This is a genomic window from Priestia iocasae (assembly GCF_016909075.1).
Taxonomy (GTDB): domain Bacteria; phylum Bacillota; class Bacilli; order Bacillales; family Bacillaceae_H; genus Priestia; species Priestia iocasae.
In genome coordinates this window covers 41,389-63,678 of record NZ_JAFBFC010000003.1, presented here as the reverse complement: position 1 = coordinate 63,678, position 22,290 = coordinate 41,389, and the positions used below count along the sequence as shown (strand labels likewise).

The following is a 22,290-nucleotide window of genomic DNA, read 5'->3' as shown; positions in this document are numbered from 1 at the left end:
TTTTATTTATGGCTGAATGTAACAAATTTTTTGTTGTTCAGTTATTACTGTTTCAAATAAGGTTGAAATGTTTGAAAGCTTCTTTTTAAGCATTAAATCATTACGTTTATTAATGGTAGTTATTAATTGCCAAGTACAGAAAGAAAATGAGGAAAAAATTCTTCATGTTCTATATCAGTATGACTAATAAGAGAGTATTATGTTAAAATTGTTGTTGAGTACTGTAATAATATAGATATTTTTTAACTAATTTAGTATCAGGATAAAAGGAGTAGGAATGCATGGAGAAGACGTATAAGCAGAAAATTCTAGACTATATAAAGAAGTACGATCCGAATAATGAAATTGTCTTAATTGATGAAGAAAAAAAGATAATAAAATATAACGACAACATAGTATGTCATAATCCTATCAAATTTGAAAATGAAGGTTATATTAGAGCATATCTTATTGTAAAACTTGTGAGAGAGTTAGATTATCCAGTAGATTGTATTGAGTTAGAAAAACACTATAATATTGGTTCAAGACCAGTGGACAAAAGTGCTTTTTTAGACATACTGGTGAGAGATAAAAGAAATAAGGAAGAAACCTACTTATTCATAGAATGTAAATCCCCAATTGAGTATGAAGCAAAGAAAGTAAATATTCAGACTCAATTATTTAATATGGCTGGTATCCAGGATACTCAAGAAGGAAAAGTGAAATATTTGATTTACTATACAGTCGATGAGTCACTAGAGGATAAGAACATAATTGTAGACTTTGAAAATTATAAATCCTACAAGCAGTGGATGGCTAGAAAAGATGAGGAAGAATTAAATGTTATTCCTGAGGATTATGGAATCTCATATCATGCTCATTATGCAAAGGTTGATGAGGAGGAGGGTAAAGAACAAGGCTTCAAAAAGTTAAATAATGAGTTGGGCAGAGATGAGTTTTGGAAACTAAAAGGTAAATTACATAACGTTCTGTGGGGTGGAGGATCAAGTAATTACAACGATGTTTTTTATTATTTAATGCATTTATTCCTAGCTAAAATATATGATGAACTATGGAGAAGAGACGGAGAAAAATACGAGTTTCAAATAGTTTTCGAAGATGGAAAAAGAGAACCTTATGAAAAAACTTTTGAGCGTATCGAAAAACTATATCGCCAAGCACAATCTCACCTCTTAAACCAACCTGATGACATTATCGAAAAATCTACATTCATCGATTTAGATAAGTTGTCATTGAACAAAGTGATCAATGCAGTAAAACTAATACAAGGCATCTCCTTAACTGAAAATAAAAATGAAAGTGATATATTAGGTGAGTTTTTTGAATCAATAATCTCGACACAGTTTAAACAAGATAAAGGTCAATTCTTTACTGATACAAACATAGTAAGATTTATTATTGAAGCATTAGATATAAAAGATGAAGCTATTAAAAGGTTAAATGGACAAGACGAAGTAGCAGGACTTTTACCTTACGTTATCGATCCTTCTTGTGGGTCAGGAACGTTTCTTCTAGAGGTTATGAAAATAATATCTAAATTTTATTTGGACAATAAAGATAAAATATCTGTTTCAAGACCTATAAAAAATATAATACAGCATCAGTTGTTTGTTGAGGATGCGGATGAAAAAAATAAGATTAACTCATGGGCTCACCAATATATCTATGGTATTGAGCCAAATATAGAGTTGGCAACAGCTACAAAGGTCAATATGATATTACATGGTGACGGTAATGCTAATATCTTTATTAAAGATGGATTAGCACATTTTAATGAATACGAACAACCTGCAAGAATAACATTGCAACATTCTCCACGATTACAAGTAGAACGAAAAGAAAACATGTTTGGTATGGAATATCCACTTAATGAGCAGTTTGATTTTATTGTAACTAATCCTCCATTTAGCTTAACTTTTGCAGAGGACGAGGATCAAGATACGTATTCTGATCGATTTGCATATGCAAGTAAAAAGAACTCAGAGAATCTTTTTATTGAAAGATGGTATCAGTTATTAAAAGAAAACGGAAGAATAGGCGTTGTTTTACCAGACTCAGTTTTCGATACAACTGAAAACAAGTATATAAGATTATTCTTATTAAAATACTTCAGAGTTAATGCTGTTGTCTCATTAGACAAAATTGCTTTTCAACCCTATACATCTACAAAGGTAAGTGTTCTTTTTGCAACTAAAAGAACTCAAAATGAGATAAAGCAATTTGAAAAGAAATGGAATCACTATACAAAAAAGTATTTGAAATTAAGGAACAGTAATTTGGTACATAGTATCTTAAAAAACGATGAGTTATTTAATGGTAAAAATGGCTTATTAAAGTTGTGTGAAAAATATTCAACTGATTTTAATGTTAGCCAAAAAATTCTTGATGACACTGTTTTCACTTCAGAATTATATACTGAATTGTTTAACAAAATGATACCTGAAGAGCTATATGAAAATTGGGAAAATTGCGGAGTGAGCTTGGAATCATTAGAAACAGAGGCTGATGTTATTAGATATAAGGAATTAGCTGTTATACCATATAAGGAAAAGTCAAAAGATGAGAAAAAAGAATTTAAAGAATTAAAAAGTAAAAAGCTAGTGCAGGAATTTTTAGCGGTAGATAAAGAATTTAAAGAACTAGACAAACAAGTTGTAAATAATAGTGATGTAAAAAATTTAAATGAGATAAGAGCTTTTGTTGAGAACAATCCTATACTAAATTATGATTATTCCGAAGGGACTAATATTCTTAAGAAATATATAAAAGATTATTTCCCTAATGATTTGACTTCATTAGAGGAAATTGTTGAAAGGTCATATGATGAGATTATTGAGATTTCAAAGCAAGATTACCCAGATTGGGAAACAACAAAAGCTAAACAACATCAATTAGGCTACTGTAACTCATGGTGGGTTTACGGAGAAGTAAGTAGACATTTTAATACTAATGTTTTTTATGCAGAAGCTGAACATCTTGGTTATAAAAGAACTAAACGAGGTCGTCAAGATCGACCAAATGAGCTTTACGCAGTGGATCGTTTGGGAAATATCATTACTAATACAGATAATCCTCAAACCATACTAGATATGATTAAGACAGAGGAGATTTGGAAATGAAAGTTTTTACTACAACGTTAGGAGAGATAGGAAATCAATTATCATTAAGGCTTGACTCGAAATATAGGGAAACTTGGGATAATGAAAAAGGTGACCCGATAAAGAAAACTAGTCTAAATAAAATAAAAGTAGCGGATCTAATTAACCGTCTCCCAATAAAAAGAGTAAAAAAAGGGGAACTTGAAGACGAGTGCAATCTGCTGAGTATTAGTGAAACAGAGGCCAAGTATGGAAGATTAGTGAATAGTATACAACCTGTTACGTCTGTCGGTTCTGACAAAACGATCTTAAACGAGGCCGAGATAATTGTTTCAAAATTAGTTATGAGTAAGGGATATATTTTTACTAATGAGGAAAGTAGTACTGATTTAATTGGGTCTACTGAATTGATTCCTTATAAAAAAAGAAAGAAAGATATTGATCTTACATTTATTAGACATCTTTTATTACTCGACGACTATTTAAAATATTATTCTGGACTCGAGACTGGAAAGACTCCTTCTCAAAAAAGGGTTAATCCTATAGATTTCTTACAATTATTAGTGCCTAATGTTCCATATGATATACAGAAAGAAATTGGAACAAAGATAAGAAAGCTAGAAAATGAAATGGATGAACTTAAAAAGGAGATCCAAAATAGAAATAAAATTATCAATGAGATTCTTGCCACTGAATTTAATATTGATTTTCAAGAGGTTTTAGACATAAAAAAACCTACCACATACAAAAAAGATTTGTTGTCAATAAATAACTCTTTTGATCTTCGCTTTAGTTATAAGTTCAATGCACAGAAATATAAAAAATTATTGTCCAAGATTGCTCAACACAAAGTAAGTCCACTTAAAGATTTTATTAATGAACCTATTCGATTAGGTTCAAGTATATCACCATCTGATTATGATGATGATAACGGAGAAGCTATATATATCAGCATGTCTTCCATTAAAAATTGGACTTTAGACAAAGACGGTAGTAGACGAGTTTCTGAGGAATATTTTGAAAAGAATAAGGTAGCAAATAGTATTAAAAAAGGGGATATAATAATTGCACGATCTGGTGAAGGCACAATAGGAAAAGTTGCCCTCATTGAGGATGACATTGACGCGATTTTTGCTGATTTCACTATGAGAGTTAGGATTTCTAATTCGCATAACCCTAAATATTTTTATTATTACTTTTGTAGTGACTTATTTCAACTGATTGTTGAAAAAGAAAAAAAAGGTCTTGGAAACAATACTAACTTTTTCCCAAATCAACTTAAAAGGTTTCCTATAATTCAGGTGTCTTTAAATCAACAAAACGAAATTGTAAAGAAAATTGAAGAGAAGTTAGAAAAAGTAAGGCAAGCTGAGATGGCACTAGTTAGTAAAAAACTCGAAATAGACAATCTTATTAGAAAAGCCATTGTTTAGGGATAAAACCATCTGTATTTATGCAGATGGTTTTATTTTTTTAAGTCTGATCTCTATGGCATTCATTTGGCAACAAACTTAAAGTAATTATAATTAATAAGCAATAATTAGAAGAAACAAAAAACTGCAACCCCTTGATAAATAATAATTCATAGATACTGTCGGTAACTATAAATAACCCCAAATAACGTACGACTCGCCCTTGATAGGATAGAAGTCAAATTGTAATAAAAACTTTATGTTCAAAATTAACTTTGTTATTTGATGAAGTTCGGTGAACCGTATCACAAGTGATAGTAAAGCGGAAGTTTGAATTAGAAATATAGATGGAGTTAGTATGGTTTTAAGCGATAAAGAGCAAGTTACGGAGATTTTAAGTATATATTACTATCCGCTCTTTTCAAATGCGAGGTACCCTTCATTATCATGTATTGATATTTCTATTCCAAGACTAACAGATACTGAATAAAAAACGACGGATTAAGATAGGAGCATGGAACAGCTCATCTATATTTTCTCTCTCTATAATTCCTCTTCTTAACGTAATTACTACATGTAGTACTGCAATATATGTTATTAGCTCTTTTTGGAGTAAATGGTGCATCACATGACTTACAAACGGATTGTTTTTTTGTTATTAGCATTAACAACAAGACATAGATTGATGAACACATATCTTTAATTTCTAAATAAGGATCTACTTTTATTTCCTGGATGGGTGTATATGAATTTCTTTGATTAATATTAATTCTCCCAGGTCTAATAAGTGTGGGTATGTTTAAGTCATAAAGAACTTCAGTTAAAAAAGTAAACCCAAGAAGTTGGTAGCTTGCCAATTCATTTTGTTGTATATCGTTTAAACTAGATTTGGTTTCGATAACACCACATCTAATGTTCCCACTAAAGGATACTATTGTTCTGGCACCTCTTTTTGCAGATAAAGTTTCAGCATTTTCAATACGGTATTGAACTCCATTAATTTCTTCGTAAACTTCTTTTCTCACCTCTTTTATTAAGATCCATTTCCTTAGAGAGTGTAAATCCTTGTTCATTATCTGGCTGTAGCGGGATAGTAATAGCGCTAAAATATTGATTTCATTCCAGAATTCACTCATTGACTGTTTCTCCAAATTACTAATAAATCCCCATTTCAAAACAAATTTTTTAAATAAACTCTTTTCATTACTTGTTGTCCTCATTTTATGAACACTTAATATTTCTTGTAATAAGCCTCGTTGGCCCATCCAAGTTTCTTCATAAAAAATGTTATATGTTCTATTAATTCCTTTAATCTTAATAGCAAAAAAATCATTTTCTTCTTCTATAAATGTTATGTTATAAACATTTTGAATATAGCGAACTTTTAATCCGAGAATCCTTTTTTCCATAAAGACCACCCTTTACTTTAATGCTACGTGTCCACCTGATTTTCCACTTCTTACATTCTTACCAAGTGGACAGAATTTATAATGCAACAACAACAATTTTTACATCTGAGGTGATAAAGATGCCCAATTATGAAATCAAGTCAAAAATTAAGGAAATGGGGTTATTTCAATGGCAAGTTGCTGAAAAATACGGGATAAGCGAAAGTCAATTCTGTAGAGTGTTACGAAATGAACTTTCGAAAGCAGATAAACAATGTATACAAGGTATTATCGAAACTCTATATAAAGAGAAACAAAATGAGAATAAAAAAAGCCATTAATACTGTCAAGGTAGTTCAATATTGTCAAAAGAACAGTAGTCAAGCCTTTTCAGGGTATTAGGAAAAAGACATTAATGCAACTTGAGGTGACTTTATGATTTTCAATTTTATCGATCCTGAAAAAGTGGAAGAGTTAGATTATCGATATGGTAGCCGGTTGATGTGGGTTACTCACTTAAAAGAAATAGGAATAGATGTTGAGCCAACAACTGATTATGCTAATTATTTCTCCAAAAGTAAAAATGGATCTTATAGATTTGTTCCGATGGCTGTAGCTAACGATATCATGAGTAAGTATCCAACTGTTTATTGTGAAGGATTAGGTTTACTTGTATATGAAGACGGTGTCTATAAATCAGGAAAAGAAATGTTCTTAAGGCAAAAAATTCAAGAACTATTAGGTTTTGAAGCGAATAATCAGCGAGTAGCGGAAGTAATTGGGCAGATCGAGAGGTGGAAGGTCTTAAAAGTGGATGCATTTAATTTAACTCCATTATTAAATGTAAAGAATGGTTTATTAAATGTAGATACCGGTGAATTAATTGAACACTCTCCAATGATTTTGACTACAATACAGCTTCCAATCGAATATGATCCTAATGCACAATGTCCTAATATAAAAAAATTCATTAATGAAGTTGTTCCAGCAGACACAGTTCCTATTCTGGAAGAATGGTTTGGCTACTGTTTGTTTTCTTCAACTAAGTATGAAAAAGCGTTAATGTTAACTGGGACAGGTGCTAATGGGAAAAGTGTTTTAATGAATTTATTTCAATGCTTTATTGGTAAGGAAAACATTTGTCACCATGATATACAAGATTTCGAAAAAAACAGATTTGCAACTGCAAGTCTCTTTGGAAAGCTAGCGAACACTTCAGCAGATTTACCTGCAAGTGCGTTAAAGGATACTGGAATTTTCAAAAAAATAGTAACTGGTGACGATCTCCAGGCTGAGAACAAAGGGCAAAAAAGCTTTACTTTTAAACCATATTCCAGGTTAATGTTCTCAGCAAATGAATTGCCAACTTCAAGCGATTTATCAGAGGGCTTTTTTAGAAGATGGATCATCATAAATTTTCCTTTCTCATTCATTGGTAAAAATGCAGATCCAAACTTATTGGAAAAGTTAGTTACAGTAGAAGAACTTAGCGGACTTTTAAATGTTGCTCTTCAAGGTATAAAAAGATTGAGGAGTCAAGGCGGATTTACAACTAACCAAGACACAAAAAATGCCCTTAATGAGTATAAGAGGGCAAATGACAAAGTTATACAATTTCTTGAAGAGGAATGCGTATTTTTAGAAAATGCAAGAATATCTAAGATGAGTGTATATAGAGCTTATAGTGAATGGTGTAAGTTGAGTGGTTATAAACCACTAGGGTTGCAAAAGTTTTATAAATCACTTCATTTAAAAGGTTTTAAAAGTGACACAGTTAGAGCTAATGGCAAAAGGGCGTTCTCAGGAATTGCATTAAGAATAGACAGTGAATTTAATTATTTTAATAAATGGTAATTACTAAAAAAAATCTGGTATGGAGAAAATCAAATAGTGTCAAGGTTTTATATAGCAACAATACCAGTTTAACCATTTCCAATAACAGTATACACAGATAGTCTATATAAAAGAATTAATATCAAAATAGCTTAGAGGAAATTGGTATTAACAGATCCTATAAAATATAACATTTTGTATGATAAAAATGCCTAAATGCCTTTATATTTCAGTGTTTTGAGAGGTGGGAATTTATATGACAGTTTCTAAAGGAAAAGTCAGGTTAAATAAGCCTCAAGACGTACGAAGGATGCTTGCTAGAGTAATTAATGAATTATTACAAGAAGAAGCTCCAACTATAGATCGAGCTAGAGTAATTGCCACATTATCAAATAGTATAATAAGGGCCATGGAAGTAGGCGGAATGGATGAAAAAATGTGTGAAATTGAAAAACGATTAGGAGAGTTAAATTCATGAGCATAAAAGGACGATTAAATCGTATTCAATCTAAGCTTCCCCCGTTAATAAAAGTAGAAAAAAGTGAACAAGATGATCTTTATGAGAAGATATCAGTTTGGCTTATTAAGCAAAAGCATGAAGAGTACATTGATTGCATAAGGAAAAGTTGGAGGATATCAATCAAGGGTGTTGAAGCAACAGCCCAAGAATTAAAAGAAATAGAAAGACTAACAGAGCGTTTATATGAAATTGTTGAAGAATACAGTCGGAAGGAATTGTTAATGTGAAATATATTGAAGTATCCTTAAATAAATGTACAGTTTTTTAACTGAAGCAGAAATGAGCGGGCTGTTACAGATGAATCCAGCCAAGGTTTGAATAGAGGGAAATATATTAAAAGACATCGTAACCAGAAGGCTAGAGAAGCGAAAAAGCTAAATCAAGAAGCTCCTAAAGACAAAACTATGTGAACTGCCAATTGGAGATATGTCATGCTAATCATAAGTATCAAGGTGTTGTTAAAGGAGTGTTATAATGAATAGTTTAGATCAGTACCCAGATGTGCTAAACGTTGATGATATTCAAGAGATTTTAGGAATTGGCCGACGCCAAGCTTACGAATTGGTTTCTTCAGGCCAGTTTCACACAGTGAGAGTCGGCAAGAGAATTAAGATTTTAAAAGCTGTATTTGTACGTTGGCTGGACGGTGAGGAAGAGACGGATAACATTCATGAAAAAATTAGCAATTTAGATTAATAGGTTGATTAAACATGCAGATCCCATATATATTTGAGATGGTATATACTGTCACATCTCAAAAGTTAAAATTGAGATGTGCTATAACAAAGCACTCTCTTCTAAAAAGGTGCTGTAGCCGTTCATTGAGATGGCTTAGCACTTTTTATTTTCAAAATGGGGAGAGATTTGTATGAAAGGAACCGTAAAAAAGGAAGGGAAAAGTTGGTACTATGTCTTTACGTTAGGATATAAGGCTGACGGTAAACGCCAACAAAAGAAAAAGCGGGGATTTAAAACAAAAAAAGAAGCACAGCAAGCACTGGCTGAGGCCATAAATACTGTAAATACAGGTAGCTATATTGAACCATCCACTATCTTATATAAAGATTACTTAGACGACTGGTTTTTGACAAAGCAAAACAGTATTGGTGTTCAAACCACAAAAGTTTATAAAGCCTACCTACAAGGAAGAATTGTACCGGAGCTGGGGAATTACAAGCTATCAAAGCTCTCCACGATTCAAATTCAGTCTTTCATCAACCGCTTGAGTGAAGAGGGCCTGAGCAGTTCTACGATTAAAAAGATTCATGAAATTATAAGAAATTCGTTGGAGCATGCAGTGGATTTTGAGTTAGTGCCTAAAAATGTGGCCTTGAAGGTCAAACTGCCAAAAGCAAATAAAAAAGAGATGACGGTATGGAATGAAGATGAGGTAAACCAATTTCTTAAGGTAGCTAGAGAGGATCCCTCCTATATCGTCTTTCACTTAGCATTAACCACTGGAATGCGTCAAGGTGAGGTACTTGGGTTACGCTGGAAGGATGTCGATTTGGAGAAAGGGTTAATAAGGATTAAGCAAACGCTCAGTCATGATGGAAAGGAAATGATGAGTGGGGCCAAAACCCAATCAAGCCTCCGTGCAATCAATTTGTCAGAGGTAACAATAAGGGCGTTAAAAACTCGTAAATTAACCGTTTCAAAAGAAAAGCTTAGCTTAGGGACCATTTACGAGGATTTCGATTTAATAGCTTGTACACAGCATGGCACACCTTTTAATCCAGCAAATGTGAGAAGGACTTTCAACCGACTGATTAAATTAGCTGATGTTCCTAAAATCCGTTTCCACGATTTAAGGCATACTCATGCAACGTTACTTCTATCAAAGGGTGTAAATGTCAAGGTTATCTCCGAGAGGTTAGGTCACAGTAACATAAAAGTTACACTTGATACGTATTCACATGTGCTTCCAACTATGCAAGAGGAAGTGGCCCGAAAATTAGATGAAATGATTAAATGAGTGCGTGTGTGACCAAATGGTGACCAAACGATAATTTAATGAGTGTTCCCGTAAGTGAGATAAACCTAGATAAAAAAGAAGAAACCTTGATATATCAAGGTTTATCCCGCTTGCATATGGTATGGAGCATAGGGGGCTCGAACCCCTGACCTCTACACTGCCAGAGATGTGGTCAGATGAAGCCGTCAACTGGGAAACAAAAACGACAGAAAAGACACTATATCAAAACGAATGGATTTGCGCAGCGGAAGGAGTTTCAGAAGGACGCTTAATCGGTGGAAACTTAAATGCGATGTATGGAATTCTAGGAAGCTCTTATATGCCTACGATTCAAGAAGGCGACATTTTACTCATTGAAGATTGTGCAAAAAACATAGCAGTTGTTGAAAAAAACGTGGCGATGCTGAAAGTAAATGGGATTTTTGATAAAGTTGGCGGAATTATTCTTGGTAAGCATGAGCAATATGATGACTTAGGAACAGGACGCAAACCATATGAGGTTCTTTTAGAAATCATGGATGACAGGAATATTCCAGTTCTAGCGGACTTTGATTGCTGTCACACACATCCGATGCATCCGATGCCAATTGGACGAAAAGTGACGTTAGACGCTACAAATAAAAAGGTGAGTTTAATAGAAGAATGGCTTTAATTTGGGAAGAATGAATGAAAGTAAATGCTAGCAAACAAGCAATTAGATAAATATGGTATAATAAAAGAACAATATAGCGCTTCGGTTCAAGTGTGGTCGGCTAAGCTCCTTGTTTCATCTAAAGGTAATTAGGTGAAAGGGGGTGATGCCTATAATGTCAATCGCGGAAGCTTTGTCGTTAATGATTTCGTTTTCGATGCTTGTTATTGCGATTTTATCTTTTCATAAAGATAAAAAATAGACCTCACTTGACGGCAATCAGGCGAGAGGTCTATTTTGAGTAGGCCGATCCTTAACGGAACGCTATATTGGGATGACCGTCGATGTTCCACCATCTGCGGTCATTTTTATGCTGTGTATCTTCTACCATGATATTACCATATTATGATGAAAAAGAAAAAGAAATCTGGTAAATTTTCAGAATCTTATCATATGAATATGATTTTGATGCAATTGAACAAGGAGAATGTTCCTATTATGATAAGAGCGATTTCATACATAATGGGGGATGACAATGAAAAAGAAAAAGGTAATAGTAGGACTGATGCTCGTTATTGGATTGGTTTATCTCAATAATACGACGCTGCTTGCAAGTCCAACTTCACAAGAGCCAGAGCTTCTTGCACATAGAGGGCTTGCTCAAACCTTTCATCGAGAAAATCTTGAAAATGACACGTGTACAGCTGAACGCATTTACAAGCCGGAACATCCTTATCTTGAAAACACGATTTCATCAATGAAAGCAGCATTTGAAGCAGGAGCCGATCTTGTTGAGTTTGATCTTAAGTTAACAAAGGATGATCAGTTTGCCATCTTTCATGATTGGACGCTTGATTGCCGGACCGATGTCAACGGGAAGGTGAGTGATTATACGATGGAAGAGCTAAAAAGCATAGATATTGGTCACGGATACACAGCCGATGGAGGTAAGACCTATCCATTCCGTGGAAAAGGAGTTGGAATGATGCCATCACTCGATGAAGTGTTTGCATCTTTTCCAAAAGAATCATTTTTACTCAATATAAAAAGCGATGATCCAAATGAAGGAAAAGCACTTGCTGCTTACCTAAAAAACCTACCTAAAGACCGGCTAAGCCAGTTAGCGGTATATGGAGGAAGTCAACCAATTGATGAACTTGAAAAAGAGCTGCCAGAGCTACGTACGATGTCGATGGATTCTCTAAAGTCATGCTTGTTGTCTTATACAGCAGTTGGTTGGACGGGTTATGTGCCACAAGCTTGTGAAGAAACACAGCTTCATATTCCAGAAAGATTTGCTCCTTTCTTATGGGGATGGCCAGAAAAGTTCGTGAATCGAATGGAAAACCATCATACACGCGTCATTCTCGTGGCTGGAAAAGGGAAATGGTCTGAAGGATTTGATACAACAAACGATGTGACACGTATTCCTTCTACCTTTAAAGGAACGATTTGGACAGATCGAATTGATGTTATTGCACCGTTATATGAATAATAAATGGGGGAGTACAGTGGGAATTTATATTGAACTATTAAAAGAAGAAGATGCGTACGAGTTGCTGCGTTTTGAACGTGACAACCGCGCGTTTTTTGAACAAATGGTACCAAGTCGAGGAGAAGAGTACTACGATTGGGACACGTTTCAAGTGAGGCATAACGAGCTGTTAAAGGAGCATGATGACGGAACGTCTTTTTTCTATTTAATCCGAAACGAAGAGGAACAACTTGTTGGACGTGTTAATCTAGTTGACATCAATTTCGTTGAAAGAAGTGGTCACATTGGCTATCGTGTAGGGGAAAGGCATGTCGGCAAAGGCATTGCCTACCAAGCGGTTCAGCTTTTACTAACGGAAGTGATGCAAAAAGGGATTAAAACGATTCATGCAAAAACGACGAAAGAAAATGTAGCGTCACAAAAGGTATTGAAGCGAAATGAATTTGAAGAAGAAATCGATAACGAACCATTCTTTGTTCACTATCGTTGGCATGCCAAGTAATAAGCGTCCTTGCAACAAGACGCTTATCACTTTATTAATAATTCACCATTCATTCGCGTTAAACCTGTTGGAATAATTGTGTAACGCCTTGTGAATGGATCAAAATCGACACCGAATGTGACGTTCCCTTTATTAAATTCTAAGAGAGTGTTGTCTAAATCTCCTTTCACAAGACGAATAAGCTAATTTGACTAACATTACCTCTTTTTATTTTAAAAATTCTGAAATATATAAGCGTAATAGTTGAGTTATGACCTTTAAAAGTCGTACACTACATATAAAGTCAAAATAAAGAGAGGGATAATAGAATGAGTCATTTCCAAGCACTTGTGTTAAATAAGGATCCAGAGATTAAAGAGCTTTCAGTAGATGAATTACCAGAAGGAGAAGTTCTTGTTAAGGTTCATTATTCAAATTTAAACTATAAAGATGGACTAGCCGTAACGGGAAAAGGGAAAATTGTGCGCGAGTTTCCATTTGTTCCTGGTATTGATTTTGCTGGTGTGGTAGAGGAATCAAGCTCCCCAGATTACAAGCCTGGTGATGAGGTTATTTTAACAGGTTGGGGCGTTGGAGAACGTTATTGGGGTGGCTATGCACAATACGCACGAGTGAAAGCAGACTGGCTCGTTCCACTTCCAGATGGACTTACGTTAAAAGAAGCGATGATTATTGGTACAGCAGGCTTTACGGCAGCACTTTCAGTCGTAGCACTTGAAGAACAAGGTGTCAAAACAGGAGAAGAGGTGCTTGTAACAGGCGCAACTGGTGGTGTAGGAAGCTTTGCTGTGTATCTTTTAGCTAAACAAGGCTACCACGTAACGGCATCTACAGGAAAAGAATCTTCTCATGATTACTTACGTAAACTAGGTGCGTCAAATATGATTGATCGTGCACTTTTATCTGAAAAAGGAAAGCCACTTGATGCGCAAAAATGGGCAGGGGCAATTGATACGGTAGGCAGTCAAACGCTCGCTAACGTACTAAGTCAAATGAAGTACGATGGAACAGTGACGGCGTGTGGACTAGCAGGCGGAAATGATCTACCTTCAACGGTCTTCCCATTCATCTTGCGTGGAGTAAAGCTTGTTGGCATTGATTCCGTAATGGTTTCATATGAAAAACGAGTAAAGGCATGGAAGCAGTTAGCAGAAACGGTTGATGCGACTGTTCTTGAATCAGTGGTCACGGAAATTACATTAAAAGACGTTCCTGAATATGCAGAACGCATTACAAACGGCGAGATTCAAGGACGTACCATTGTAAACGTACAAGCGTAAATAAAGAAGACTTCCCAAACATATGGGAAGTCTTTTTTTATACTTCGTGTCGCTTTTCAATTCGTTTTTCAATCTTTTCTATGGCTTGCTTGTCTTTTAATAATGCTTGTTTGTTTTCTTTAACAAGCTCTTTTAATGATTTTTTAAATTTACGTCGCATTTGCTCACTTCTTTCCTTAAAATAATATCTAATTATCTAAATAATAAAATAATTCTGTCTTTTTAGGAAGGTCCAAATGTCACAATTATGTGAACTTTTTAACGTAGTTGACACTGGGCTTCAATCTTTTCTTATCGAAGTGAGGAAAATACCCAAAACATCGTGAGGTATGATAGAAGGTTTACCATTTTAGTTATGTATGGAGTGATAGACAGACGAAGATGAAAAAATCTGGAATTTAAGTGGAATAAATATGAAAAATTTGAAACTTTTTCCCTTTCTTTTCGTATATACTAATAACGAACAAAAAGGGGGTTGTTTTGATGGAAATGTTTGTTTTGTTTATAATCATTGCATTTATTTTTATCGTAGGAATGGTAGCGGTGAAGGGATCTGTATCTCCATCAAAGAAGCGAGGAATTCGTACGCAAAATCATAGTACAGATAGCTCTGCAGGCAGTATCGGCTTCTTTAGTGGCGACAGCGGTTCAGACTGTGGAAACGGCGGCTCGGGCGGTGGAGATAGTGGCGGAGGCTGCGGCGGCGGTGGCGGAGATTAAAGGTACCAAAAGCTGTAGCGAAACGACTAAATGAGTCGAAAGAAGATAAGTGCCCTTTTGTAAGAATAGGAGGAAGCTTCGCATGAGGAGAATGGGGTTATTGATAGCTGTTGGGCTGCTGCTAACAGCATGTTCACAAAAGGAAACGACTCATTACGACTATACGTTTAAAGGAGAAAGTGAGCACTGGACCGGAGCATACTCAGCAAAAGGAACAGAAGTGTGGAAAGAAGAGAATGAACGCGCTGGCTACGAACATAAGAGCGAAGAGGCGCTCATTATCACTTACAAAGGCGCACCCGAACCCATTCAGTTGGTGAACTATACTTATGAAACGACTGCAGGTAGTGGAAGCGGGACAAGGGACTTTACAAACGCTAAGCAAGATGATGATGTCTCTATTAAAACTCACTCCTCTTCAGAAGGAAGCGCCAAAGTAAATGAAAACGATCTGATTCATGTGACGGTCAAGTGGAATGGTCAAGAGGAGACCATTGAATTGAAAAACAAATAGAGTTGAAGGATTAGAGGATGAGAGATGTTCAAAACGATTCGACGATTTTGTAGTCTTTTAACAATAGTCAGTGTCATGCTTCTATTCGGGTGTTCCTCTTATTCGGAGCCTCCAAAAGCAATCGTGAAAATCAACAATGAAAAAGTGAAAGCCGTAAAAGGTACGTATCAATGGCAAACAAAAGGGCTCTTTTCAAGCCGTGTCGTTGTGGCAGATGCAGCTTCTCCCTTTCAAATTTCAGAAGAGATGGATGCTAAACAAATTAGACAAAAATCAGTGGCTATCATTCAATTCAATAATGGTTCAGAGCCTGAGTTAGAAGCGTATACATGGAATGAAGAAGGAAGAGAGACGGAGCTGAGCATTGATGAAAATGAACTAAGCTTACCTTCACACAAAGGCAGACACGTAATCGAAATTAGGGGAGTATGGCCAAACGGTGATGCTTCTTATACGCTGGTGATAGAGTTGAAGGAATAAATAAAAAAACGACGCGTTCCCTTAATGACAAGGAACGCGTCGTTTTTTCCATATATATATAACGGCTATAATGACCACAAAGATGACAGCTATCCACTGCGCTTGATCAATGATTCTTAGAACGTCTTGCTTACTTCCATCATAAAACTGTCCGAGGCTTAAAAATAAAAATGTTGTAGGTGCGATGCCTAGCATCGTTAGCAACGTATAAGGAAGTAATTTCATTTTCGTCATGCCAGCTAAAAAAGGAATGACATTGCCAAGAGGAAGAGGACTTGAGATGGCTACGGTCCACATTCCGTATTTATGAAACGACTGTTTTGCTTTTGCAAATTGCTGACTATTCACCTTGTTTTCGACGGCATCACCAAGTTTAAACCCAATCCAATAAGGAATATAACTACCAACTGCATAAAGAAAGCTTCCAAGTAGAGAAATGCTCATCATCTCAAGCCATGATAAGTTTTTAATAAAACCAATCGTAATGATATAAACAGTGCCCACAAAAGGAAGCGCACTGCCTTCAATGAATAATGAAAGCCATACACCTAAAAGTCCTAACTCGTTTAATACAGTCATCATGTTTCTCACTCCGTTTTCTTTCAATACCCAAAGTATAGCGGTTGTTAAACGTAATCAATAGAAGCGGAAGCTGTAAAAGTGACTCGGTCTAGAGTCGTAGTTTACGAGTAAGGAATAGAAAAAGTATGATGATGAAAAAAAGATGGAAGGGGAATAAAGAGATGCTCATTAGACAGTTAAACCCATCAGATGCAAAATCATATAGAGAGTTACGATTAGAAGGATTAAAGTTTCATCCAGATGCGTTTGGTGCTAGCTATGAAGAAGAAAAAAATAAGCCACTTTCTTTGTATGAAGGGCGCTTTCAGTCCGATCAGTCCTATACGTTTGGTGCATTTGTGGAAGGAGAGTTAGTAGGTGTAGTAACGCTTCTTCTAGAATCAGCGATGAAAATGAAGCACCGAGCAAACATTGTTGCGATGTATGTTACTTCATCGGTACGAGGACAAGGAATTGGAAAGCAGCTTTTATTAACAGCACTTACCCAAGCAAAACAGTTATCGACAATTGAACAAGTACACCTTACTGTCGTTTCAACGAATCAAGCGGCGAAAAAGTTGTATGAGTCCGTTGGGTTTCAATCGTATGGCATTGAAAAGCGGGCGTTGAAGATAGGGGATGCATATATTGATGAAGAGTTGATGGTGAAATACTTGATAAAATAAAACAAGAACATTAATCGTAATATCCTATAATTTTTATAGTGTTTGTAGAGGTGTTTCTTCTATTTTATCATTCTTACCGATTCATCCCCCACCTCAAGGAACACAGTGAGTAGGTGGGGGATGAATCGGTTTTTTAAACTTTTTTTCATTTAATCTTTACGTTAAAGATATTGATGAGGCTGACACGTTTGTGAAAGGCAGGGGGAATAACGGTTGTGAAAGAAATTGAGCGTATTGGTGAATTTGCCTACTTTAATATTGAAGACTTAGATGGAAATGTACTAATGATTTGCAATTGTTAAATGAGTGAGCCGTGGTTAGCGAAATCTAATCATGGCTATTTTTTATTCTGTTCAATTCTATACACTTAATAGTATCTTTTAACATGTCGGCTCTTTTCTAAAAGGCTGTTGATTTTAAATCGTTTTTTAAAGATAACTGTTTAAAGTTCATTAGAGCGGAAGGGAAAAGACTCCGGTAGGAACTACGAATGAGATAAGGTCTTACAGGAGTTTAACGATGAGTGTGCTCATCACGCATCTCGTAAACCGAATTGAAAATCAATCATTCTTCACTACTTTATAAACGGTAACGAAACTTATGGAAATAAACTAAATAAAAAAAAACTACCCATTTTTGTAGACATTTTCTGAAAAATGGATATAATATAATTAACAATTAACATATCGTTAATTAAAAAGGAGGCGACATCGTGTCCAACGAAGAAGCATTAACACAATACAACGTATCGAAATATCGAACACCAGACGGCTATACATCTGATATCGCGGTGTTTACCATCGTCTCTGAGCAAGTGATGGAATACAAGCCACCTAACATGACACTCAAGCTCATGCTTATTAAACGCTCTTCTCATAATGCAGAAGGGAAAGTGAACATTGAAGCGAGCAAGTGGGCCTTACCTGGAGGATTTGTGCAAGAAGATGAATCCGCTTTTGAAGCAGCCAAGCGAGAATTAGAAGAAGAAACAGGCGTACAAGGTATTCATATGAAGCATTTTGGCGTCTATGACAAGCCAGAGCGAGACCCGCGTGGTTGGATCATCTCAAACGCTCATTATGCGATTGTACCAGAGTACTTATTAACAAAGCGACAAGCGAACGATGATGCGGCAGAAGTCGAATTATTTTCATTAGAGGAAATTCACACGCTCGACTTAGCATTTGATCATGCAGACATTATTCAAGCGGCAATTGACATCATTACAAATGACTTGCTGCAAACAACAGTTGCGAAGCAGTTTTTACCAGAAACCTTTACGTATTCAGAGTTACAAGCGGTACTTCTTACTGTTACAAATGATCCCGCAATCGCAAGTGATCAAGCATTCGCGCGAAAAATTAAAACGTTGCCATTTATTCAAGCTGTTGAAGGACAAAAAACACAGCGAACGTCAAAAATTCCAACACAGCTTTATCGGTTTGTTGAGATGAACGTCATCAAGCCAATTTACACAGCGCGTTATTGACTAATTTAGCTTTTAGTTTTGGAGACAACTAAATAACGATGATTAGAAAAGGGATATGGGAGGAATAAACAATGAAAAAAGCATTAATTCACATTGATTATACAAATGATTTTGTTGCACAAGATGGCGCGTTAACATGCGGAGAACCAGGTCAACAAATCGAAGCAAAGGTTGCAGAGATTACGAAGCAATTCATTGAAGAAGGCGACTATGTCGTATTTGCGATTGATTTACACAATGAACATGATGCATATCATCCAGAGACAAAATTGTTTCCACCTCATAACATTCAACATACAGAAGGTCGTCATCTTTACGGAGACATTCAAGGAATTTACGAAGAATCAAAAGAAAAAGACAACGTGTACTGGATGGACAAAACGAGATATTCCGCATTTGCAGGGACCGATTTAGAGATAAAATTGCGTGAGCGAGGCATTACAGAGGTTCATTTAGTAGGGGTTTGTACCGATATTTGCGTACTTCACACCGCGGTCGATGCCTACAATAAAGGCTTTACCATTGTCGTTTATAAAGACGCTGTCGCAAGCTTTAATTCAGCAGGACACGAATGGGCACTGACTCATTTTGAAACGTGCATGGGAGCAACCGTAAGATAAAGGTAGACAAACGGAGGGTGAAAGATGAACGACGATAGCTTAACATTACACACAGATTTGTATCAAATTAATATGGCCGAAACGTATTGGAATGATGGGTTTCATAACAGAAAGGCCGTATTTGACGTCTATTTTCGGAACTTACCATTTGGAAATGGGTATGGCGTATTTGCAGGATTACAGCGTGTGATTGAATATTTAGAAGGCTTTCGGTTTACAGAGGATGATCTAGCTTATTTAAAAGAGCAAGGGTACGCGGACGATTATTTAGCTTTTTTAAAAGACGTTCGTTTTACAGGAAATGTTCGCTCTGTAGAAGAAGGAGAGCTTGTATTTGCCAATGAACCAATTTTACAAGTGGAAGCACCGATTGTGGAAGCACAACTCATTGAAACAGCAATTCTAAACATGATTAACTATCAAACGTTAATCGCCACAAAAGCATCACGCATAAAGCAAGTAATCGGTAACGATGTAGCAATGGAGTTTGGAACACGCCGAGCACATGAATTAGATGCGGCAATTTGGGGGACAAGAGCGGCATTTATTGGTGGGTTTAACGCAACGTCAAACGTGCGCGCTGGTAAACGATTTGGCATCCCAATTGCCGGAACTCATGCGCATTCGATGGTGCAAGCATATGGAGATGAGTACACGGCATTTAAAAAGTACGCAGAACGTCATAAAGAGTGCGTCTTTTTAGTTGATACGTATGATACGTTAAAATCAGGTGTGCCAAATGCGATTAAAGTCGCCAAAGAGCTCGGGAATACGATTCAGTTCAAAGGTATTCGTCTTGATAGTGGCGACTTAGCGTACCTATCGAAAGAAGCACGTAAAATGCTCGATGAAGAAGGGTTTACTGAAACAAAAATTATTGCTTCAAACGACTTAGATGAACAAACCATTATCAACTTAAAAGCACAAGGAGCAAAAATTGATAGCTGGGGAATTGGCACAAAACTCATTACTGCTTACGATCAACCAGCGCTTGGAGCAGTTTATAAGCTTGTTGCGATTGAAAATGAACAGGGTGACATGGTTGATCGTATTAAAATTAGTGCGAATCCTGAAAAAGTCTCCACTCCTGGTCGTAAAAAGGTGTATCGAATTGTCAACAAAGCGAATGGCAAATCAGAAGGAGATTACATCACGCTTCACGACGAACAGCCGCAGCAAGAAGAACGATTAAAGATGTTTCATCCCGTTCACACCTTCATTAGTAAGTTTGTGACGAACTTTGAAGCACGTGAGCTTTTAAATCCGGTTTTTGAAAACGGCCAATGTGTGTATGACCTCCCATCTCTAACAGATGTTCAAGCATTTGCGAAGAAAAATTTAGAGCTATTGTGGGATGAATACAAGAGACCGATCATGCCAGAGGAGTACCCAGTCGATTTAAGTGAAGCGTGCTGGGAGAATAAAATGAAGCGAATAGCTGAAGTAAAAGAAAACGTGAAACAAATGCGTAAATAAAGCGGGGGGATGACGATGGCGAAAATCGGAATTTACGGATCCTCATTTGATCCAATTACAAATGTACACCTTTGGACGGCAAGCACTGTTGCGCACCGCTGTCGACTAGATCAGGTGATTTTTCTCCCATGTTCAAGCAAGCGAAAAGATAAGCGCCTGCATACAACTGATGAGCACCGCTGGAACATGATGACGCTTGCGATTGAAGGAAATGATACGTTTGTAGCCGATGATTATGAAATGAAGCAAGAAGCGTGGAAGCTTTCAACGTACGAAACGCTAAAGCACTTTAAAGAAAAGTACCCAAATGACGATATTTATTTTATTATGGGGGCGGATTTACTTATCGACATTGGTAATCGCAAGTGGGCGTATGCAGAAGAATTAGTGAAAGAAAACAAGTTCATCGTCATGGCGCGAAATGGCATTGATATGTTAAAAGCCATTAGCAAGTCACCCATTCTTCGTAATAACGATGATGGTGGTACGTTCCAACTCATTGATAAAGGACTTGCGATGGAAATTAGCTCAACGTATATTCGTGATGAGCTTGCACTTGGAGGAGAACCGCGCTATTTGCTGCCAGAGGTGTGCTATGAGTATGTGAAGGAGCATAGACTATATACAAGCTAATGTACTTCACCCAATCAAAAGAGAGGGGAGAATCCGATGCTTGATTTAGTCATTGGCCTTGTTCTTTTAGCGATAGGTGGATGGTGTTTAGTAAAAGCGTTTCAACGTTCACCACGCTTGAAAGCACGTGATGAGCATGATGAAAAGAACTCGACAGATGAATCGAGCTCTCCGTCAAACCATTCGTCAAACGGACCAGGTATTTAACAAAACGAGGCACATCTCTTGCTTCTATTATCCGTCATCATCTATGGATAAGTGAAGAAGAGGTGTGTTTTTTGTACATACGATGAAACTTCTTTTTCTGCCAACTCGTACTAATTAGTAGAAGGAGGAGTTGAAACGTACTTATCGAATAGAAATAAGTCAGCTCAAATTAAAAGGAGTGCTCGTATCCCTCCAAATAGAAAGGTGAGAGGGTCATGACCTTCCCTATTTTAGAAACAAAACGACTACAATTACGTGAACTTACGCTTGACGATGTAGATACGCTGTATGACTACTTCTCAAACCATGACGTCACACGCTACTATGGAATGAGTGCATTCACGGGTATTTATCAAGCTGAAAATCTCATTACTCACTTTGAGCAAATGGCTCGGGACCAAAAGGGAATTCGATGGGGAATCATGCTGAAAGAAGAAAACGAGTTAATCGGAACCATTGGCTTTCATTCAAAAAGCTCGCTACATAAACGAGCGGAAGTGGGCTATGAGCTACACCCAGCTCATTGGGAACAAGGTTATGCGTCTGAAGCGTTAGATGCTGTTATGATATACGGCTTTGCCCATTGGCAGCTTAACCGAATTGGTGCGGTTGTGTTTGTTGAAAATGAAGCTTCGCACCGACTTCTTCAAAAGAAAGGCTTTCAAAGAGAAGGGATTTTGCGCGAATACATGGTGCAAGACGACATCACTCATGATGCTGTCAGCTACTCCCTCTTAAAAAAAGAGTGGGAACAAAACTAAGCCGTTCTT

General features: G+C 36.4%; 26 protein-coding genes. 23 read left to right on the top strand and 3 right to left on the bottom strand.

Features of this window, described 5'->3' with window-relative positions; all coding sequences use genetic code 11:
• The first annotated feature begins 281 nt into the window (after nt 1-281).
• Together JOC83_RS08465 and JOC83_RS08460 are read left to right on the top strand one after the other, a co-directional pair.
• Complete coding sequence (locus JOC83_RS08465; RefSeq protein ID WP_205186212.1) at nt 282-3,119, top strand: HsdM family class I SAM-dependent methyltransferase; 2,838 nt, start codon at nt 282-284, stop codon at nt 3,117-3,119.
• Nucleotides 3,116-4,531 carry a restriction endonuclease subunit S gene (locus tag JOC83_RS08460; RefSeq protein WP_205186207.1) on the top strand — a complete coding sequence of 472 codons (1,416 nt, stop codon included), beginning with the start codon at nt 3,116-3,118 and terminating at the stop codon, nt 4,529-4,531. Before JOC83_RS08465 ends, JOC83_RS08460 begins: the two co-directional genes overlap by 4 nt.
• 503 nt (nt 4,532-5,034) lie before the next feature.
• Here JOC83_RS08460 and JOC83_RS08455 read toward each other — a convergent pair.
• Nucleotides 5,035-5,919 carry a hypothetical protein gene (locus tag JOC83_RS08455; protein ID WP_205186206.1) on the bottom strand — a complete coding sequence of 295 codons (885 nt, stop codon included), beginning with the start codon at nt 5,917-5,919 and terminating at the stop codon, nt 5,035-5,037.
• A 119-nt stretch (nt 5,920-6,038) separates the two neighbouring features.
• Between JOC83_RS08455 and JOC83_RS08450 the strand changes: the two genes are divergently transcribed.
• The 11 genes from JOC83_RS08450 to acuI all read left to right on the top strand — a co-directional run bounded on the left by JOC83_RS08450 (nt 6,039) and on the right by acuI (nt 14,134).
• The gene (locus tag JOC83_RS08450; protein WP_205186200.1) at nt 6,039-6,239 is read left to right on the top strand and encodes a hypothetical protein; all 201 of its coding nucleotides are present in this window, start codon (nt 6,039-6,041) and stop codon (nt 6,237-6,239) included.
• Nucleotides 6,240-6,333: 94 nt separating this feature from the next.
• Entirely contained in the window at nt 6,334-7,752 is a 1,419-nt protein-coding gene (locus JOC83_RS08445) for a DNA primase family protein (RefSeq protein ID WP_205186198.1), read from the top strand.
• A gap of 235 nt (nt 7,753-7,987) precedes the next feature.
• Nucleotides 7,988-8,209, top strand: coding sequence for a hypothetical protein (locus JOC83_RS08440; RefSeq protein WP_205186196.1), 222 nt, complete (start codon nt 7,988-7,990; stop codon nt 8,207-8,209).
• Complete coding sequence (locus JOC83_RS08435; RefSeq protein ID WP_205186194.1) at nt 8,206-8,478, top strand: hypothetical protein; 273 nt, start codon at nt 8,206-8,208, stop codon at nt 8,476-8,478. The genes JOC83_RS08440 and JOC83_RS08435 overlap by 4 nt, the downstream gene beginning before the upstream one ends.
• A gap of 247 nt (nt 8,479-8,725) precedes the next feature.
• Complete coding sequence (locus JOC83_RS08430) at nt 8,726-8,947, top strand: helix-turn-helix domain-containing protein (RefSeq protein ID WP_205186192.1); 222 nt, start codon at nt 8,726-8,728, stop codon at nt 8,945-8,947.
• 172 nt (nt 8,948-9,119) lie between these two features.
• Nucleotides 9,120-10,226: a tyrosine-type recombinase/integrase gene (locus JOC83_RS08425; protein WP_205186190.1), complete on the top strand. Its 1,107-nt coding sequence runs from the start codon at nt 9,120-9,122 to the stop codon at nt 10,224-10,226.
• 121 nt (nt 10,227-10,347) lie between these two features.
• Nucleotides 10,348-10,878 carry a S66 peptidase family protein gene (locus JOC83_RS08420; RefSeq protein WP_205186189.1) on the top strand — a complete coding sequence of 177 codons (531 nt, stop codon included), beginning with the start codon at nt 10,348-10,350 and terminating at the stop codon, nt 10,876-10,878.
• Nucleotides 10,879-11,023: 145 nt separating this feature from the next.
• Nucleotides 11,024-11,119 carry a putative holin-like toxin gene (locus JOC83_RS19980; protein ID WP_239583430.1) on the top strand — a complete coding sequence of 32 codons (96 nt, stop codon included), beginning with the start codon at nt 11,024-11,026 and terminating at the stop codon, nt 11,117-11,119.
• A gap of 273 nt (nt 11,120-11,392) precedes the next feature.
• Complete coding sequence (locus tag JOC83_RS08415) at nt 11,393-12,352, top strand: glycerophosphodiester phosphodiesterase family protein (RefSeq protein WP_205186188.1); 960 nt, start codon at nt 11,393-11,395, stop codon at nt 12,350-12,352.
• A 16-nt stretch (nt 12,353-12,368) separates the two neighbouring features.
• Nucleotides 12,369-12,854 carry a GNAT family N-acetyltransferase gene (locus tag JOC83_RS08410; RefSeq protein ID WP_205186187.1) on the top strand — a complete coding sequence of 162 codons (486 nt, stop codon included), beginning with the start codon at nt 12,369-12,371 and terminating at the stop codon, nt 12,852-12,854.
• A 308-nt stretch (nt 12,855-13,162) separates the two neighbouring features.
• On the top strand, nt 13,163-14,134 hold the full coding sequence (gene acuI / locus JOC83_RS08405) for an acrylyl-CoA reductase (NADPH) (RefSeq protein WP_205186186.1): 972 nt from the start codon (nt 13,163-13,165) through the stop codon (nt 14,132-14,134).
• 37 nt (nt 14,135-14,171) lie between these two features.
• Here the strand turns inward: acuI and JOC83_RS08400 are convergent, their stop codons facing one another.
• Nucleotides 14,172-14,294: an FbpB family small basic protein gene (locus tag JOC83_RS08400; RefSeq protein WP_205186185.1), complete on the bottom strand. Its 123-nt coding sequence runs from the start codon at nt 14,292-14,294 to the stop codon at nt 14,172-14,174.
• A 323-nt stretch (nt 14,295-14,617) separates the two neighbouring features.
• Between JOC83_RS08400 and JOC83_RS08395 the strand changes: the two genes are divergently transcribed.
• From JOC83_RS08395 to JOC83_RS08385, 3 genes are all read left to right on the top strand, one after another.
• Nucleotides 14,618-14,854 (top strand): hypothetical protein, encoded by a 237-nt coding sequence (locus JOC83_RS08395; RefSeq protein WP_205186184.1) that lies wholly within the window; start codon nt 14,618-14,620, stop codon nt 14,852-14,854.
• Between the two features lie 82 nt (nt 14,855-14,936).
• On the top strand, nt 14,937-15,368 hold the full coding sequence (locus JOC83_RS08390) for a hypothetical protein (RefSeq protein WP_239583429.1): 432 nt from the start codon (nt 14,937-14,939) through the stop codon (nt 15,366-15,368).
• Between the two features lie 24 nt (nt 15,369-15,392).
• Nucleotides 15,393-15,848 carry a hypothetical protein gene (locus JOC83_RS08385; RefSeq protein WP_205186182.1) on the top strand — a complete coding sequence of 152 codons (456 nt, stop codon included), beginning with the start codon at nt 15,393-15,395 and terminating at the stop codon, nt 15,846-15,848.
• Nucleotides 15,849-15,869: 21 nt separating this feature from the next.
• Here JOC83_RS08385 and JOC83_RS08380 read toward each other — a convergent pair whose 3' ends face one another.
• Complete coding sequence (locus JOC83_RS08380; protein WP_205186180.1) at nt 15,870-16,430, bottom strand: DedA family protein; 561 nt, start codon at nt 16,428-16,430, stop codon at nt 15,870-15,872.
• 161 nt (nt 16,431-16,591) lie between these two features.
• Here JOC83_RS08380 and JOC83_RS08375 point away from each other — a divergent pair, with 161 nt between their 5' ends.
• The 7 genes from JOC83_RS08375 (at nt 16,592) to JOC83_RS08345 (ending at nt 22,281) form a co-directional block, all read left to right on the top strand.
• The gene (locus JOC83_RS08375; RefSeq protein ID WP_205186178.1) at nt 16,592-17,095 is read left to right on the top strand and encodes a GNAT family N-acetyltransferase; all 504 of its coding nucleotides are present in this window, start codon (nt 16,592-16,594) and stop codon (nt 17,093-17,095) included.
• A 712-nt stretch (nt 17,096-17,807) separates the two neighbouring features.
• Nucleotides 17,808-18,584 carry an NUDIX domain-containing protein gene (locus JOC83_RS08370; protein ID WP_205186176.1) on the top strand — a complete coding sequence of 259 codons (777 nt, stop codon included), beginning with the start codon at nt 17,808-17,810 and terminating at the stop codon, nt 18,582-18,584.
• A 71-nt stretch (nt 18,585-18,655) separates the two neighbouring features.
• Nucleotides 18,656-19,204, top strand: coding sequence for a cysteine hydrolase family protein (locus JOC83_RS08365; RefSeq protein ID WP_205186174.1), 549 nt, complete (start codon nt 18,656-18,658; stop codon nt 19,202-19,204).
• Between the two features lie 24 nt (nt 19,205-19,228).
• Nucleotides 19,229-20,680 carry a nicotinate phosphoribosyltransferase gene (locus tag JOC83_RS08360; protein ID WP_205186172.1) on the top strand — a complete coding sequence of 484 codons (1,452 nt, stop codon included), beginning with the start codon at nt 19,229-19,231 and terminating at the stop codon, nt 20,678-20,680.
• A gap of 15 nt (nt 20,681-20,695) precedes the next feature.
• A complete protein-coding gene (gene nadD, locus JOC83_RS08355; protein ID WP_205186170.1) occupies nt 20,696-21,313 on the top strand; it encodes a nicotinate (nicotinamide) nucleotide adenylyltransferase in 618 nt (205 codons plus the stop codon).
• 36 nt (nt 21,314-21,349) lie between these two features.
• Nucleotides 21,350-21,520: a hypothetical protein gene (locus JOC83_RS08350; protein ID WP_205186168.1), complete on the top strand. Its 171-nt coding sequence runs from the start codon at nt 21,350-21,352 to the stop codon at nt 21,518-21,520.
• Between the two features lie 215 nt (nt 21,521-21,735).
• Nucleotides 21,736-22,281 carry a GNAT family N-acetyltransferase gene (locus JOC83_RS08345; RefSeq protein WP_205186166.1) on the top strand — a complete coding sequence of 182 codons (546 nt, stop codon included), beginning with the start codon at nt 21,736-21,738 and terminating at the stop codon, nt 22,279-22,281.
• Nucleotides 22,282-22,290: the final 9 nt, after the last annotated feature.